12 protein-coding genes and 1 pseudogene are annotated in these 15,584 nt (G+C 71.5%); 5 read left to right on the forward strand and 8 right to left on the reverse strand.

Annotated features, from left to right (window positions below):
• Positions 1-27 precede the first annotated feature (27 nt).
• Positions 28-543 (forward strand): GNAT family N-acetyltransferase, encoded by a 516-nt coding sequence (locus GQF42_RS20720; protein WP_158922054.1) that lies wholly within the window; start codon positions 28-30, stop codon positions 541-543.
• A gap of 18 nt (positions 544-561) precedes the next feature.
• Here GQF42_RS20720 and GQF42_RS20725 read toward each other — a convergent pair whose 3' ends face one another.
• Together GQF42_RS20725 and GQF42_RS20730 are read right to left on the reverse strand one after the other, a co-directional pair.
• Positions 562-1,908, reverse strand: a complete 1,347-nt coding sequence (locus GQF42_RS20725) for an MFS transporter (RefSeq protein ID WP_158922056.1) — start codon at positions 1,906-1,908, stop codon at positions 562-564.
• 26 nt (positions 1,909-1,934) lie between these two features.
• The gene (locus GQF42_RS20730) at positions 1,935-2,378 is read right to left on the reverse strand and encodes a MarR family winged helix-turn-helix transcriptional regulator (RefSeq protein WP_158922058.1); all 444 of its coding nucleotides are present in this window, start codon (positions 2,376-2,378) and stop codon (positions 1,935-1,937) included.
• Positions 2,379-2,532: 154 nt separating this feature from the next.
• Between GQF42_RS20730 and GQF42_RS20735 the strand changes: the two genes are divergently transcribed.
• On the forward strand, positions 2,533-2,733 hold the full coding sequence (locus tag GQF42_RS20735; protein WP_158922060.1) for a ribbon-helix-helix protein, CopG family: 201 nt from the start codon (positions 2,533-2,535) through the stop codon (positions 2,731-2,733).
• Here the strand turns inward: GQF42_RS20735 and GQF42_RS20740 are convergent.
• Positions 2,726-4,177 (reverse strand): NCS2 family permease, encoded by a 1,452-nt coding sequence (locus tag GQF42_RS20740; protein ID WP_158922062.1) that lies wholly within the window; start codon positions 4,175-4,177, stop codon positions 2,726-2,728. The two genes, GQF42_RS20735 and GQF42_RS20740, sit on opposite strands and share 8 nt — an antisense overlap.
• 150 nt (positions 4,178-4,327) lie before the next feature.
• On the opposite strand from GQF42_RS20740, the gene GQF42_RS20745 reads away from it, so the two are divergent.
• A complete protein-coding gene (locus GQF42_RS20745) occupies positions 4,328-4,594 on the forward strand; it encodes a DUF2530 domain-containing protein (RefSeq protein ID WP_158922064.1) in 267 nt (88 codons plus the stop codon).
• A gap of 37 nt (positions 4,595-4,631) precedes the next feature.
• Positions 4,632-7,028 (forward strand): HAD-IC family P-type ATPase, encoded by a 2,397-nt coding sequence (locus GQF42_RS20750; RefSeq protein ID WP_158922066.1) that lies wholly within the window; start codon positions 4,632-4,634, stop codon positions 7,026-7,028.
• A gap of 25 nt (positions 7,029-7,053) precedes the next feature.
• Here the strand turns inward: GQF42_RS20750 and GQF42_RS45965 are convergent.
• The 5 genes and pseudogenes from GQF42_RS45965 to GQF42_RS20775 all read right to left on the reverse strand — a co-directional run.
• Positions 7,054-7,377, reverse strand: a pseudogene (locus GQF42_RS45965) (hypothetical protein); the annotation flags it as partial.
• Positions 7,378-7,599: 222 nt separating this feature from the next.
• A complete protein-coding gene (locus tag GQF42_RS20760; protein ID WP_158922070.1) occupies positions 7,600-8,481 on the reverse strand; it encodes a hypothetical protein in 882 nt (293 codons plus the stop codon).
• A gap of 125 nt (positions 8,482-8,606) precedes the next feature.
• Positions 8,607-9,365, reverse strand: coding sequence for a calcium-binding protein (locus GQF42_RS20765; RefSeq protein ID WP_158922072.1), 759 nt, complete (start codon positions 9,363-9,365; stop codon positions 8,607-8,609).
• Between the two features lie 111 nt (positions 9,366-9,476).
• The gene (locus tag GQF42_RS20770; RefSeq protein WP_158922074.1) at positions 9,477-12,620 is read right to left on the reverse strand and encodes a sacsin N-terminal ATP-binding-like domain-containing protein; all 3,144 of its coding nucleotides are present in this window, start codon (positions 12,618-12,620) and stop codon (positions 9,477-9,479) included.
• A 216-nt stretch (positions 12,621-12,836) separates the two neighbouring features.
• The gene (locus tag GQF42_RS20775) at positions 12,837-13,763 is read right to left on the reverse strand and encodes a DUF3027 domain-containing protein (RefSeq protein ID WP_158922076.1); all 927 of its coding nucleotides are present in this window, start codon (positions 13,761-13,763) and stop codon (positions 12,837-12,839) included.
• A 286-nt stretch (positions 13,764-14,049) separates the two neighbouring features.
• On the opposite strand from GQF42_RS20775, the gene GQF42_RS20780 reads away from it, so the two are divergent.
• Positions 14,050-15,453, forward strand: coding sequence for an MFS transporter (locus tag GQF42_RS20780; RefSeq protein ID WP_158922078.1), 1,404 nt, complete (start codon positions 14,050-14,052; stop codon positions 15,451-15,453).
• The last annotated feature ends 131 nt before the right edge of the window (positions 15,454-15,584 follow it).

Consider the following 15,584-nt stretch of genomic DNA (forward strand, 5'->3'; position numbering starts at 1 on the left):
CCCAGACGGACACGGCAGGATCGGACCATGACGATCACCATCCGCCGAGGCGGTCCCGGCGACGCTCCCCTGGTCCTCGGCATGCTCGACAGCGCCGTGGAGTGGCTGGTCTCCCAGGGCCGTACCGGCCAGTGGGGCACCGGGTCCTGGTCGGAGAACGAACGGGCCGTGGAGCTGGTGCACCGGTACACCGCCCAGGGCACGCCGTACATAGCCGAGGTCGACGGCTCCCCGGCGGCCACCCTCACGCTCAGCAAGGGTCCCGGCCCGTACCTGGAACCCGCCGACGAGCCCGAGCGGTACATCCATCTCTTCGCCACCGACCGCCGCTTCAAGGGCCTCGGCGCCGGCGCCGCCCTGCTCGCCCACGCGGCCGAGGAGACCCGGCGGGCCGGGGTCTCGCTGCTGCGCGTGGACTGCTACGCGGGCGACGACGGCAAGCTGGTCGCCTACTACGAGAGCAACGGATTCACCCGCACCGAGGCGTTCACGGTGGGCGAGGACAAGTGGCCGGGGCAGGTGCTGGCCCGCAGGGTGCTGTAGCCCCTGCGGGCCGGACCGTCAGGCCGCCGTCGCCAGTTCCTCCCGCTCGCGCGGGACGAAGCGGAACCGGGGGTGGCCGTGGTACCAGCCCACCGACAGGCGCAGGCCGCCGATGCGGGTCAGGACCAGGCCGATCACACCGGCCGCGGCGGCGGAGACGATGCCGCCGAGGGCGAAGCCGACGCGCGCGCCGTAGGTGTCGGTGATCCAGCCGACGACCGGCGCGCCGAGCGGCGTGCCACCCATGAACACCATCATGAACAGGGCCATCACCCGGCCGCGCATGGCCGGGTCGGTGGCCATCTGCACCGCGGTGTTCGCCGTGACGTTCACCGTGAGCCCGAAGATCCCGATCGGGACCATGAGCAGGGCGAACAGCCCGTACGACGGCGCGAGCGCGGCCACGATCTCCAGCGCGCCGAAGGCGAGCGCGGCGGCGATCAGGATGCGCAGCCGGGCCGTGCCGCGCCGGGCGGCCAGCAGGGCGCCGACCAGGGAGCCGACGGCCATCAGGGTGTTGAAGAGGCTGTAGCCGCCGGCCCCGGCGTGGAAGATGTGCTCGGCGTAGGCCGAGAGCCACACCGGGAAGTTGAAGCCGAAAGTGCCGATGAAGCCGACGAGGACGATCGGCCAGATCAGCTCCGGACGCCCGGCCACGTACTGCAGGCCCTCGCGCAGCTGTCCCTTGCCCCGCGGCGCGCGCTGGACGGCGTGCAGCTCACGGGCGCGCATCAGCAGCAGACCGGTGATGGGGGCCGCGAAGGACAGGCCGTTGGCGAGGAACGCCCAGCCGGTGCCCACGCCGGTGATCATCAGGCCGGCGACGGCCGGGCCGACCAGGCGGGCGGACTGGAAGTTCGCCGAGTTCAGGCTGACCGCGTTCTGCAGCTGCTCGGGACCGACCATCTCCGAGACGAAGGACTGCCGGGCCGGGTTGTCGACCACGGTCGCCAGACCGACGGCGAACGCGGCGAGGTAGACGTGCCAGACCTGGACGTGGCCGGTGAGGGTCAGCGCGGCGAGCGCCAGACCGGACAGGGCCATGGCCGACTGGGTCACCAGCAGCGTGGGGCGCTTGGGCAGGCGGTCCACCAGGACACCGCCGTACAGACCGAAGAGGAGCATCGGCAGGAACTGCAGGGCCGTGGTGATGCCCACGGCCGCGGAGGAACCGGTCAGGCTGAGGACGAGCCAGTCCTGGGCGATGCGCTGCATCCAGGTGCCGGTGTTGGAGACGACCTGGCCGATGAAGAAGAGGCGGTAGTTCCTGACCTTCAGCGAGCTGAACATCGAGGACTTGGGGGCGGTGGGGGTCGTAGGTGCGGTCGGTGCGGGGGCGGAAGGTGCTCCGGATCCCGTACTCAAAGTCGGTCGCCTCCTCTATCGGCGGTCTACAGGTGTGCGAGCTTCTCCAGCACGGGGGCCGCAGCGCGCAGCTTGGCCCACTCGTCCTCGTCGAGGCCCTCGACCAGTCCGGACAGGAACGCGTTGCGCTTGCGGCGGCTCTCCTCGAGCATCGCCTCGGCCTGTTCGGTCTGGGTGACGACCTTCTGGCGCCGGTCCTCGGGATGCGGCTCCAGCCGGACCAGCCCCTTGGCTTCGAGCAGCGCCACGATGCGGGTCATCGACGGCGGCTGGACGTGCTCCTTGCGGGCCAGCTCGCCCGGTGTGGCCGAGCCGCAGCGGGAGAGGGTGCCGAGCACCGACATCTCGGTGGGGCTCAGCGACTCGTCGACCCGCTGGTGCTTGAGCCGACGGCTCAGCCGCATCACGGCCGAGCGGAGGGAGTTCACGGCGGCAGCGTCGTCGCCATGGGTCAGGTCCAGGTCCGGCATGTCCTTAGAGTAACTCATTACTCTTTCTAAAGACCACCGCGACACCCGTGCAATGCCCGTGACCCTGGCCACTGAACCCCTCGATCACCCATATGAGTGAGTCGATTCCGGAAAGTGACGCGCGGGGCGGCCGGATGTGGCGACCCTCGTAGGCATGGGGACCAGTGTGCTCAGCCTGCGGATAGACGGGGAGCTGCTCGAGCGGCTCCGGCTGCACGCGGCGAAAAGAGGAATGAGCGTCCAGGACTATGTCGTCCGGACGCTCATTCGCGATGACTTCGACGAGCGGTTCCAGGCCGCCGTCGAGGAGACGGAGAAGTTCTACGGGGCCACGGGCCCCGGCCTGATCACGTGAGACCCAGGGCCGGCATCAGGTAGTAGAAGGCGAAGACGGCCGAGACGACGTACATGGCGGCCGGGATCTCCCGGAACCGCCCTGCGGCCAGGCGCAGGACCGTGAAGGTGATGAAGCCCATGCCGATGCCGTTGGTGATCGAGTAGGTGAACGGCATCATCAGCATCGTCACGAACGCCGGGATCGCGATGGTGTAGTCGGCCCAGTCGATCTCCTTGATCGAGTTCGACAGGATCAGGAAGCCGACCGCGACCAGCGCCGGGGTGGCCGCCTGGGACGGCACCATCGTGGCGACCGGGGTGAGGAACAGCGCGACGGCGAAGAGTCCGCCCGTGACGACGTTCGCGAGACCCGTCCGGGCGCCCTCGCCGACACCGGCCGTGGACTCCACGAACGCGGTCGTGGCCGAGGAGGAGCTGGCGCCGCCCGCCGCCACCGACAGGCCGTCGATGAAGAGGACCTTGTTGATGCCGGGCATGTAGCCCTGGGCGTCGGTCAGCTTGGCCTCGTCGCTGACGCCCATGATCGTGCCCATCGCGTCGAAGAAGCACGACAGCAGGACCGTGAAGACGAACAGGATGCCGGTCAGCACGCCGACCTTGGAGAAGCCTCCGAACAGGCTGACCTGGCCGACCAGGCCGAAGTCCGGGGTGGAGACCGGATTGCCCGGCCACTTGGGGACCGTCAGCCCCCAGGACGCGACGTGGGTGACCGCGTTGATGATCAGCGCGAGGACGGTCATGCCGACGATCGAGATCAGGATCGCGCCGGGCGTCTTGCGGACGATCAGCGCGAAGGTCAGCAGCACGCCGAGGACGAACACCAGCACCGGCCAGCCGTGCAGATGGCCGCCGACGCCGAGCTGGAGCGGGACGGTGGTCTGGGCGGCGTCCGGCATACGGGTGACGAAGCCGGAGTCGACGAGGCCGATCAGCATGATGAACAGGCCGATACCGATCGAGATCGACTTGCGCAGCCCGAACGGCACGGCGTTCATCACGCGCTCGCGCAGGCCCGTGGCGACCAGCAGCATGACCACGAAACCGGCCAGCACGACCATGCCCATGGCGTCCGGCCAGGACATCCGGGGCGCGAGCTGGAGCGCGACGACCGAGTTCACGCCGAGGCCGGCGGCGAGCGCGATCGGGACGTTGCCGATGACACCCATGAGGAGGGTGGTGAAGGCGGCCGTCAGGACGGTCGCGGTCACCAGCTGGCCGTTGTCCAGGTGGTGCCCGTACATGTCCTTCGCGCTGCCGAGGATGATCGGGTTCAGCACGATGATGTACGCCATCGCGAAGAAGGTGGCGAGACCGCCGCGGATCTCGCGGGCGACGGTGCTGCCCCGCTCGGAGATCTTGAAGTAGCGGTCGAGCGCGCCGTGGGCCGGCGAACCGCCCGGCACTTCGGGGGTGGGGGCCTTGGCGGGTGCCGAGGTGGACATGCAGGACCTCATCACCAGAGAGGTTCCCCCGAGCCTCTTTGGAGTTTCATACGAGCAGAAGTGGACAAAGACAAACGGTTTCAGTATGAACGTATGAGTGCTAGATCGCTATCTCCGCGCGTAGACCTGACGGCCTCGTAAGCTGTGCCCATGGCTAAGTGGACCCCTAGGCACGAGGCGCCGGAACCCCTGGAGGGCCCCGTGGTCGCCACCATCACGGGCGGCACGATCGTGTGGTTCGTCCTCTTCCTCGTCCAGCTGCCCTTCTACGGCTGGTTCGACAGCCATGGCCATCTGTGGTGGCTGTGGACCTGCCTGGCCGGGGGCGGGCTCGGGCTGATCGGGATCTGGTACGTCAGGAAGCGGGACGCGGCGATCAGGCGGGCGACCGCCGCGGGGGCGACATCGGTCGGATAGCAGGCAGGGGGGCAAAGCCCCACGTACCGTCGATTACATGACCCACATAGACGCGGGCTCCGAACTCGACCCCGTGCATCCCGTGGCCCTGCCGAGGAGCCCGTCGGCCGGGCTGACCGGCGCCGAAGTGGCGCAGCGCATCGCGCGGGGGCAGGTCAACGACGTCCCCGTGCGCAGCAGCCGGTCACTCGGGGAGATCGTCCGGGCGAACGTCTTCACCCGGTTCAACGCGATCATCGGTGTGCTCTGGGTGATCATGCTGTGTGTCGCGCCGATCCAGGACAGCCTGTTCGGCTTTGTGATCCTCGCCAACACCGGTATCGGCATCGTCCAGGAATGGCGGGCCAAACAGACCCTCGACTCGCTCGCCGTGGTCGGCGAGGCCCGGCCGACGGTCCGCAGGGACGGGACGGCCGTCGAGGTCGCCACCAGTGAGATCGTGCTCGACGACCTGATCGAGATCGGTCCCGGGGACAAGATCGTCGTGGACGGCGTGTGTGCCGAGTCCGACAGGCTGGAGATCGACGAGTCGCTGCTGACCGGCGAGGCCGACCCCGTCGTCAAGCGCCGCGGCGACCAGGTCATGTCCGGGAGCTTCGTGGTCGCGGGCGGCGGGGCCTTCGAGGCCACCAAGGTCGGCCGTGAGGCCTACGCCTCCCGGCTCGCCGAGGAGGCCTCCCGCTTCACCCTGGTCCACTCCGAGCTGCGCAGCGGTATCTCCACGATCCTCAAGTACGTCACCTGGATGATGGTCCCGGCCGCGATCGGCCTCGTCATCACCCAGCTCGTCGTCAAGAGCAACGGCTTCAAGGACGCAGTGGGCCGTACCGTCGGCGGCATCGTCCCGATGGTCCCCGAGGGGCTGGTGCTGCTCACCTCCGTCGCCTTCGCGATCGGGGTCATCCGGCTGGGCCGCAAGCAGTGCCTGGTGCAGGAACTCCCGGCGATCGAAGGGCTGGCCCGCGTCGACACCGTCTGCCTGGACAAGACCGGCACGCTGACCGAGGGCGGCATGGACGTCACCCAGCTCAGGGTCCTCGACGGGTACGACGAGACGTACGTGGGCAAGGTCCTCGGCGCGCTCGGCGAGTCCGACCCTCGCCCCAACGCCTCCCTCCAGGCGATCATCGACTCCTACCCCGACAGCGAGGACTGGCGCTGCGTGGAATCGCTGCCCTTCTCCTCGGCCCGCAAGTACAGCGGGGCCGCGTTCAGCGAGGGCGACGGCGAGACCAGCACCTGGCTGCTGGGCGCCCCGGACGTCCTTCTCGCCCCCGGCGACCCGGCCCTCGCCGACACCGAGCGGCTCAACCAGCAGGGGCTGCGGGTGCTGCTGCTGGCCCGCGCGCGCCGCGACCTGGACGAGCCCGAGCCGGCCCATGGCGCCCGCGCCGCCGCCCTCGTCGTCCTCGCCCAGCGCCTGCGCCCCGACGCGGCCGACACCCTGCGCTACTTCGCCGAGCAGGACGTCCGCGCCAAGGTCATCTCCGGGGACAACGCGGTCTCGGTCGGCGCGGTCGCCGCCGAGCTGGGGCTGGAGGGTACGGCGGTGGACGCACGGCAGCTGCCCGCCGACGCGGCGCGGATGGCCGAGGCGCTGGACGCCGGGACCGTCTTCGGACGGGTCACACCGCAGCAGAAGCGGGACATGGTCGGCGCTCTGCAGTCGAAGGGGCACACGGTCGCGATGACCGGCGACGGCGTCAACGACGTGCTCGCACTCAAGGACGCCGACATCGGCGTCGCCATGGGGTCGGGCTCGGAGGCCACCCGGGCGGTGGCGCAGATCGTGCTGCTGAACAACAGCTTCGCCAGCCTGCCGTCGGTCGTCGGCGAGGGCCGCCGGGTGATCGGCAACATCACGCGTGTGGCGACGCTGTTCCTGGTGAAGACCGTCTACTCGGTGCTGCTGGCGGTCCTGGTGGTGTGCTGGCAGGTCGAATACCCCTTCCTGCCCCGGCACTTGACCATGCTGTCCACCCTCACCATCGGCATCCCGGCCTTCTTCCTGGCCCTCGCCCCCAACAGGGAACGGGCGAAACCGCATTTCGTGCGGCGGGTGATGCGGTACTCGATCCCGGGGGGCGTGGTGTGCGGGGTGGCGACCTTCGTGACGTATCTGATCGCCCGCCACCACTACGCCGGACCCGGCCAGTTGAACGCCGAGACCAGTGCGGCCACCCTGACGCTGTTCCTGGTCTCCCTGTGGATCCTTGCGATCATCGCCCGCCCCTACACCTGGTGGCGGGTGACGCTCGTGGTCGCGATGGGCGTGGCCTTCCTGCTGGTCCTGGCCGTCCCGGCGCTGCAGCGCTTCTTCGCGCTCAAGCTGGTGGGGGTGACGATGCCGTGGACCGCCGTCGGCATCGCGGTGGTGGCGGCGGCCGCCCTGGAGTGGATGTGGAAGTGGGTCGACCGCCGCTTTCCGGACTAGCCGGTGACTGCTTACCGGCCGGTGACTACTTCACACCGACGTACACGCCCGTGGCGCTGACACCCGGGGTGGTGGAGATGCCGCCGTAGCTGTAGCGCCAGTACCCGCCGGCGCTCGCGGTCGCGGTGGTCCTGAGGTTGCCGGACGAGTCCGTCGTCACCGTCTTGACCGTGGTGTACGTGCTCGTGCCGGACTTGCGGAACTGGAGCTTGACCGACTGGCCGCCCACCGTGTTGTACGTGTGCTTCTCCCAGTCGGCGCGGGTCAGCCTGCCGGTGACGGTGAGGGTCCTGCCCTTGGTGACCGACGTCGCGCTCGTGCCGGTCGTCAGCTTGGAGGCGCGCTGGACCAGTGGGCCAGGGCGCCGGTGACGGCGGCCACGGTGGCACGTATGCGCATGTGCGTTCCCCTGGAGGGAGAAGTGATCGGGGAGTCGGTTGACTCACGCAGATCCGTGGCCCCCGCAACCGGTTGTACAGCAAATCGATTTCCGGCCGGATTTGGGGCGGGCATTGCCTGTCCATGACGTCAGCCATGCATGACGTGAGCAATGCCCGCCTCGGGCACAGGCCTACTTCACGTCGACGAAGTCACCCGTGGCGTTGACCGCCGTGGTGGTCGAGGTGCCCGCGAAGGAGTAGCGGTAGTAGCCGTCGACCGTGGCCTTGGTCGTCGTCCGGATGTTGCCCGTGGAGTCCGTCTTGACGGTCTTGAGCGTCGTGTAGGTGCTGGAGCCCTGCTTGCGGAACTGCAGCAGCACGGACTGGCCGGTGTAGCCGTGGTAGTGGTGGTCCTCCCAGTTGGCGCGGGAGAGCTTGCCCGTCACCGTCACGGTGGCGCCCTTCTTCACCGGCTCCGGGGCGGCGTCGACCGTCAGCGTGGAGTTGCGCTGCACCAGGGTGGTGCCGAGGTTGAACTGGGCGGCGGAGTCCGTGGTGCTGTACTTGAGGGCCAGCGCGCCGGCGTGCCAGGTGCCCGCGTCGGAGTTGACCAGCTCCTCGTCCTTCGGGCCGGGGTAGATGTCGATCAGGCCCTTGCAGCTGGCCGTGGTCGCCGAGGTGGCCGTGCAGGTGGCCGGGTTGTCGCCGAACAGCATGTTGCCCGGGTTGCTGGAGGAGCCCTTGTAGAGGAACGGGCCGGTCGCGAAGTCGGAGGACTTGATGTCGACGTCGGCGCCGTGCGTCAGCGTGAAGGTGACGCTGGTGGAGACGTGGTTGGTCGTCCCGACCCTGACCGCCTTGGCGATCTTGAGGTTGGAGAAGGTGACGTTCAGCTTCGCGGTCGCGGTGGCGGCGCTGAAGGCGGACTTGCCGGACGCGGCGTGCGAGAGGACCTTCGCGGCGTCGGCGCGGAAGGACGACGAACCGGCGTCGGCGGCCTGGGCGGCGGGCACGACGAGGGCGGAGAGGGCCAGGGCGCCGGAGACGGCGGCCACGGTGGCACGTATGCGCATGTGCGTTCCCCTGTATGGAGAAAGGTGGACACGGGTCCAAGTGATCAGGGAGTCAGTCGACTCGGGTGATCAGACCCGTGAAGGGAGTGGGTGGTTGTACCGGTGATGCCGTGAATCTGCGGCGACTACTGCACGTCGACGTAGTCACCGGCGGCACTGACCGCGGCGGTGGCGGAGTTGCCGGCGAAGGAGTAGCGGTAGTAGCCGTCGACCGTGGCCGTGGTGGTGGTCTTCAGGTTGCCCCTGGAGTCCGCCTTGACCGTCTTGAGCGTGGTGTACGTGCTGCTGCCCTTCTTGCGGAACTGCAGCTGCACGGACTGCGAGCCGTAGCCGCCGTACTTGAGCGACTCCCAGTCGGCGCGGGTGAGGGCACCGGTGACGGTGACGGTCCGGCCCTTCTTCACCGGCTCCGGAGTGGCGTTGACCGACAGCCTGGAGGCGCGCTGGAACCAGAAGGAGCCGGCCTTCTCCTTCCAGACGAAGTCGCCGTCCTTGGCGTCGATCCACGCGTCCACGTACCAGGTGCCGGCGCTCTTGTTCGTGAGGTAGTCGACCTTCGGGTCGATCTTCACCGAGGCGGTGCAGGTGGAGGTGGTGGCGTTGACCGCGGTGCAGGTCGGCTTGACGGTCTGGAAGAAGCCGCTGTCCGGGCCGGAGAGCGCGAACTCCTCGGCACCCTTGATGCCCGAGTTGTCCGTAGCGGTCACGCTGACCTCGACGGTCGGCGCACCCGAGGTCCCGATGGACACCTTGTTGTCGCCGTCCACGACCACCCTGGTGATCCTGGTGTCGCCCTGGCTGCCGTCGGCCTGGGCGGCCGGCACGGCGAGGGCGGACAGGGCCAGAGCGCCGCCGACGACGGCGACAGAGGCGCGAATACGCATGTGTTCCCCTGCGTGCGTAGTGATCGGAATCCGTTGACTCCGGTGCGTCAGACTCGGCACGCAGGGGGACAGTTGTACGAAGTTTGAAGATTTGGTGAGAGAACTGCGAAGCTAGTCGAACCAGCGGTCCCGGGCCAGCTCCTCCGTCCGCGACGGGTCCTCCAGCAGCGCGGCCACCTCGAACCGGCGCGGCCACTGGCCGGCCGCCCACGCCAGACCGGCCGCGACCCCTTCCAGGGTGGCCGCGTGCAGCACCCCGTCGTCGGTGAGCCGCCAGTCGATCTCCACGCCGTCCACGACCAGTTCCTCGTGTTCGACGTACGTCTCGGGGGTGCGCGGCCCGAGCAGCACCCGCACCGACTCCGGTACGTCGTGCTCGGTCCCCTCGGAGTGCACCTCGCCGGTGACGGACTCGCTCAGCCGCCGCACCTGGAACAGCTCCGCCAGTTCGGCGGCCCGGGCCGGCCGGACCGGCAGCAGCGGCACCCCGGAGGTGAAGGGCAGCAGGTCGGGCGAGTCGACCACGACCGCCTCGGTCGCGTCCACGACCTCCACCCGCCCGTCGGCCACGGCCCGCAGCTCGTCCGGAAGGGTCACCTGTTCGGGGTCCAGCTCGGCCAACGCGCCGTACAGTCCGTGCAGTTGCGCCGAGGTGACCGGCCGGTCGGGGTCGGCCAGCCGGTCCAGCAGTTCGGCGGCGCCGCCGGGCTCGTCCAGCAGGGCCGCGACCGAGGTCCGCACCCCGAGGGCGCGCAGCACCTGCTCGTCCTCGAACCCGGTCGCGTCGGCCTCGTCGTACAGGCCGCGCAGGAGCCGGTCGCCGCCGGCCGCGAGCAGGCCCGCGGGCCTGCGCCCGTCGAGCACGGGGTGGCCGCGCAGCCACCATGCCGTGTACGGCCGTACGACCTCGTGGGTGCCGTCGGGCAGCAGGATGCGGACCGGCTGGGTGAGGGCGTCCCGCAGCGGCGGCCGGGCCAGCAGGGCGAGCGCCTCGGGCCAGTGGTCGTCGTCCACCAGGTCCAGGTCACGGACGGCGATCAGCTCGGTGGCGACCGGCGGTACGGGGCTGTCCGGGAAGCGGTCGAGGATGTCCTCGCACCACACGTCGACGGCGTCGAGCAGCCCGGCGTCGTCCGGCTCGGCGAAGTCGCCCTCCCGGGGCTCCAGTTCGTCCGGGTCGAGGACGACGTCGGCGGCGCGGACCAGCGCGAAGTTCGCGAGCACTCCGCAGGCGGTCAGCGGCTGTTCGCCCCACCGCTCCGCCAGCTCGTGGTCCACCGCGGCCAGTTCGCCTTCGCGGATCACCCGGGCGAGGTGGCTGCCGGGAAGGACCAGCTCGCCCGCCGGGGCCAACTCCCCGTCCTCGTCGGGCAGGGCGAGGGCACCCAGCCAGGGCTCGTCCCCGGGCTCGAGCCCGGCGTCGCGCACCAGTGCGAGGACCGTGTCGGCCAGCTCCTCCGCGTCCGGCGCGTCCTCCTCCCAGCCCAGTGCGCCCTCCTCGTCCAGGGAGGCCGCGACGGCGGCCCGCACCTGCGGGGTGGTGAGCACCGCGCGCGCGGTGGCGGGCAGTGCGCCCAGCTTCTCCAGCAGCGGGTGCGCGGCGTCTTCGTGGGCGACCTTCAACCCGAGCCGGCCGAGCACGTCCGCGTCGATGCGGGCGGCGTCCGGGGTGGGCAGCAGCACCTGCCGGGGCCCAATGGTGGTCCGGCCGTCCGCGAGCGGCACGGGAAGACCGGAGAGCCGGTCCGGATCGACCCCGGCGAGGCTGTCGTAGAGCCGCCACCACCAGTCGGGGTCCCTCTCCAGCCCGGCGAGCCGGTCGACGGCGTCGGCGAGCGAGAGCCGGGCGACGCCGAGGCCGCGCAGTTCGGCGCGGCGCTCGAGCCCGGCGGGCAGCAGGGTGGGCAGCACCTCGGCGAGCACCCGGACGGTCGCGGCCCCGGCACCCTCCACCAGCTCCGCGTCCCGGGGCCGCAGAACGTCGGGAAGCTCGTCGTCACCCGCCTCCGGCGCAACGGCCGGGGGCAGGAAGGCGGTGCGCGGCAGCCGCTCGAGCACGGCCTGGCGCAGCGCGCCGTCCAGCTCGCCCCTGCCCAGCGGCCCGGGCACGAGGTCGATGATTCCGTCCGTCACCGGCCGCCATGCGGCGAGGAGTTCGGTGTAGGCGTCGGCCGCGCGCTGCACCAGGAAGTCGGTGAGGGGGCCGGGGGCCGCGTGCCGGCGGGTGGTGTCGAGGGGGAAGGAGGCGATGAGCAGCGCCGGGACGCCGAGGGGCTCGTCGCTGGGGGTGGGCGCGTGCACGACGGACGCGGTCCGGGGCCGTACCGGCCGCCCGGCCTCGTCCTCGGGCACGGCCCAGGTGACGGACCAGTGGGGCCGCAGCCGCTCCTCCACGGGCCGGTCGGCGAGCAGGTCGGGGGTGAGCGGCCCGTGCGCAAGGACGGTGCGCCACCGGGTGGTACCGGCCCGGGAGTCCTCCACGACGGTGACGGCACCGTCGCTGCGCCGGCGAAGGACGCGCGCGGTCTCGCCGTCGGTCTCGACGACGACCTCCTCGAGCCCGGGAAGGGCGAGGAGCAGGGCGTCGTCCACGGCGTCCAGGAGCCGCTCGGCGAGGTCGGCGGCGGCCGTGTCGCGCAGGGGCAGGATGACGGCGGTGTCGTACGACTCCGGGGCGGTGCCCTCAGCGGCGAAGGGCAGCCGGAGCAGGGGCACATGCCCGTCCCGCCGCCGGACCTCGTCCCCCAGCCCGGGGCTGTGCCGGGCGGTGTCCGCGGCCAGCTCCCGCGCCTCGGCGAGCGACCACCGCACGCCCCCGTGCCGGCCCACGATCGCGGGCTCGTCGGTGACGGCGAGTACGGCGGCGAACCCTACGCCGAACCGCCCGACGGCTCCCTGGGCGCCCTGGGTTCCCACGGTGTCGCGCTTGGCGGAGGCGCGCAGCGTGGAGAGCGACTCGGCACCGGCCGCGTCCAGCGGAGCACCGGTGTTGGCGGCCACGAGCACGCCGTCGCGCAGGGTGAGCCGCAGCCGCCCGGGGGTGTTCGCACGCGCGGCGGCGTCGGCGGCGTTCTGGGCCAACTCGACGACGAGCCGGTCCCGGTAGCCGCCGAGGACCAGGTCCTCCTCGGCGTTGGCGTCCTCCCGGAACCGGGCGGGGCTGGTGGCCCAGGCGTCGAGCACACCGCGCCGCAGCCGAGCGGTGCCGAAGGGGTCGGCGCCCTCGGCCGCCGGCCGCACGAACTTGCTGGTCACGTTCACACTCCTCGTCGACGTGAGGACGAAGGTACAGCGGGCGGGGGTGGGGGTGCTGTCGACGGGGGGTGCGGTGGCCGCCCGGGCCGGCGAAGGGACCTGTCGCGGGCGGCGGCGAAGCGGTCTGTGACGGGCGGCGGAACGGGCCGCCCCGGGCTCGGGGCGGCCCTCGACGGGCGGAGCGGCCCCTGCGAACCCGGTGCCCCTTCGAGTGACCTACGAGTGGCCCAGTTCCGCCGTCTCCTCGTCGCTCGTCTCCGGGACCGAGCCGGAGTCGCGGGCGGGACGGAGGGGGAAGTGGTCGACCTTGGTCTCGTCGATGACCGGCGGGGCCGGCTGCGGGGGCTTGGGCATGACCGCGGCCTCCGAGTGGCCGCCGCAGCCGTAGGCGAGGGAGACCACACGGCCGTCGGCCGGGGAGAACTCGTTGGCACAGACGCCGAAGGCCTGGCCCAGCGAGCCGCCGATCGGGGTGAGGAAGCCACAGGTCATACAGGTGGCCGGGGCCGCCTGGGCCATCGGGGTCTTGGGGCCGAAGGCCTCCTCCCAGCGGTCGGCCGCGACATGCAGTCCGTAGCGGGACAGGACCCGGGCGCGACGCAAGCCCAGTTCCTCGGCGACGGCGGCGATGGAGCCCCGGGAGGAGGCCGTGGGCTGGGCCGCCGGGGCGCCGGGGGTGACGTCGGCGTCCTCCGCCTCCGCCAGCTCCGCCAGCTCCTGCGAGAGCGGCGAGTTCACCGGCGGCTCCTCCTCGCCCGTGTAGCCGGGCTCCAGGCGCAGGTCCTCCTGGTCGGTGGGCAGGAGGTCGCCGGGGCCCAGGTCGCCGGGGCGCAGCCGCTCGCTCCAGGGGACCCACTCGGGGGCGAGGAGCGCGTCGGGGCCGGGCAGCAGGACCGCCTCGTCGAGGGTGACGACCTTGGCGCGGGAGGCGCGGGCCACCGTCACCGCCCAGCGCCAGCCGCGGTAGCCCAGTTCCTTGCACTCGAAGAAGTGCGTGACAACACGGTCGCCCTCCGACACCAGGCCGACGTGCTCGCCGACCACGCCGGGTGCGGCGGCCTCCTCGGCGGCGGCGCGGGCGAGGTCGACGGCCTCCGCGCACAGACGGTCGGGGGTGCGGCTTCGCGTTGTCGCTGCGCTCACAGGTATCGCTTCTCTCCTACGCCGTCTCACGAGTGCGGCTGCCTCCGGCGGGCCGCCGACGGAGCGGACCGGGGGACCGCATCGACGTCATGCATCCGCGCGCTCGGGCGCACCTCTGCCATCCATTCTGCGTTATGGCTGAGATACGCACGCTACACCGAACAGGATTCGTCACCGCTACGCGGCATTCTCTCTCGCCCGCCCACCCGCCGGTAAGTGCCCCGTTCTCGGTCCGTGCGCCGCCGTGCGCGCCGTACCGCACTATCCGGCCGCTTCTCGGGGCACTATGAAGCACGTGGCGACCGCGGACAGGCGTGGGGTTCGGGGCGGCGGTGCGAGCCGGGTCGGAGGCGCCGTCCGCTCCGTCGGCCGTGCCCTGCACTTCCCGGTCACCGGTACCGCACGCGGGATCCGCAAGGCCACGCACGCCCAGGGCGCGGGCGAGTCGGGGCTGGGCAAGCTGATCGAGCTGCACGCGGTGAACGGTGCCGGTGACGTGATGATCACCGTGGCGCTCGCCTCCACGGTGTTCTTCTCCGTGCCGACCGCCGAGGCGCGCGGCCGGGTCGCGCTGTACCTCGCCATCACGATGGCGCCCTTCACCGTCCTCGCCCCGGTCATCGGCCCCCTGCTCGACCGGCTGCCGCACGGGCGGCGCGCCGCGATGGCCGCCGCCATGCTGGCCCGGGCCCTGCTCGCGCTGATCATCTCGGGCGCGGTGGCGAGCGGCAGCCTGGAGCTGTATCCCGCCGCGCTGGGCGTGCTGGTGGCGTCGAAGGCGTACGGCGTGGTCAGAAGTGCCGTCGTACCGCGGCTGCTGCCGCCCCGGTTCTCGCTCGTGAAGGCCAACTCCCGGGTCACCCTGGCCGGGCTACTGGCCACCGGGGCCGCCGCGCCGATCGCGGCGGGGCTGCACAAGGTGGGCGATCCATGGCCGCTCTACGGCGCCTTCGTGATCTTCGTCGCGGGCACGGTCCTGTCGTTCACCCTGCCGCCCAAGGTCGACTCGGCCAAGGGCGAGGACGTGGCGCTGCTCGCGGCCGGCGCGGAGCATCTGCGCGGGCCGCGCAGGAAGGAGCAGGCGAAACGGCCGGGGCTGCGGACCGTGGGGCCGGCCGTGACCCACGCGCTCGGCGCCAACGCCGCCCTGCGCTGTCTGTCCGGATTTCTGATCTTCTTCCTCGCCTTCCTGCTCCGCGAGCACCCGCTGACCGGGGAGAGCGCCGCGGTCTCGCTGGGGATAGTCGGTGTCGCCGCGGGGACGGGCAACGCGCTCGGCACGGCCGTGGGGAACTGGCTGAGATCGCGCGCTCCGGAGATCATCATCGTGACCGTCGTCGCGGTGGTGCTCGGTACGGCGCTCGTGGCCGCCGTGTTCTTCGGCGCGTTGCTGGTGGCCTGTCTCGCCGCGGTCGCCGGGTTCGCCCAGGCGCTGGCCAAGCTGGCCCTGGACGCGCTGATCCAGCGGGACGTGCCGGAGCAGGTGCGCACCTCGGCGTTCGCGCGCTCGGAGACCCTGCTCCAGATGGCCTGGGTGTTCGGCGGCGCCGTCGGCATCGTGCTGCCGCTCAACGGCACCGTCGGCCTGTTCATCGGCGCCGCGTTCGTGGCCGTCGGCTGGCTGGCCACCCTCAGGGGACTGCTCGCCTCGGCCCGGCACGGCGGCCGTCCCCGGACCCGCGTGGTCTGACGCGCCCGGCGTCCGCCACCACCCGCCCGGCATAACGATGCGGACACGGCCTCCCCGGCCGCAGGCACACCTGGCGTAACGAACCGGGCACGCCGCACCCCACGTGGGCGGACGGCTCGGGACGCCCGATA

The sequence above is a fragment of the Streptomyces broussonetiae genome (genome assembly GCF_009796285.1).
Classification (GTDB): Bacteria; Actinomycetota; Actinomycetes; order Streptomycetales; family Streptomycetaceae; genus Streptomyces; species Streptomyces broussonetiae.

Bases quoted from the DNA above. Each gene is read 5' to 3' on its own strand.
- GQF42_RS20720 (WP_158922054.1), top strand. From the start codon at position 28: ATGACGATCACCATCCGCCGAGGCGGTCCCGGCGACGCTCCCCTGGTC.
- GQF42_RS20730 (WP_158922058.1), bottom strand. From the start codon at position 2,378: ATGCCGGACCTGGACCTGACCCATGGCGACGACGCTGCCGCCGTGAAC.
- GQF42_RS20735 (WP_158922060.1), top strand. From the start codon at position 2,533: ATGGGGACCAGTGTGCTCAGCCTGCGGATAGACGGGGAGCTGCTCGAG.
- GQF42_RS20740 (WP_158922062.1), bottom strand. From the start codon at position 4,177: ATGTCCACCTCGGCACCCGCCAAGGCCCCCACCCCCGAAGTGCCGGGC.
- GQF42_RS20745 (WP_158922064.1), top strand. From the start codon at position 4,328: ATGGCTAAGTGGACCCCTAGGCACGAGGCGCCGGAACCCCTGGAGGGC.
- GQF42_RS20750 (WP_158922066.1), top strand. From the start codon at position 4,632: ATGACCCACATAGACGCGGGCTCCGAACTCGACCCCGTGCATCCCGTG.
- GQF42_RS20760 (WP_158922070.1), bottom strand. From the start codon at position 8,481: ATGCGCATACGTGCCACCGTGGCCGCCGTCTCCGGCGCCCTGGCCCTC.
- GQF42_RS20765 (WP_158922072.1), bottom strand. From the start codon at position 9,365: ATGCGTATTCGCGCCTCTGTCGCCGTCGTCGGCGGCGCTCTGGCCCTG.
- GQF42_RS20780 (WP_158922078.1), top strand. From the start codon at position 14,050: ATGAAGCACGTGGCGACCGCGGACAGGCGTGGGGTTCGGGGCGGCGGT.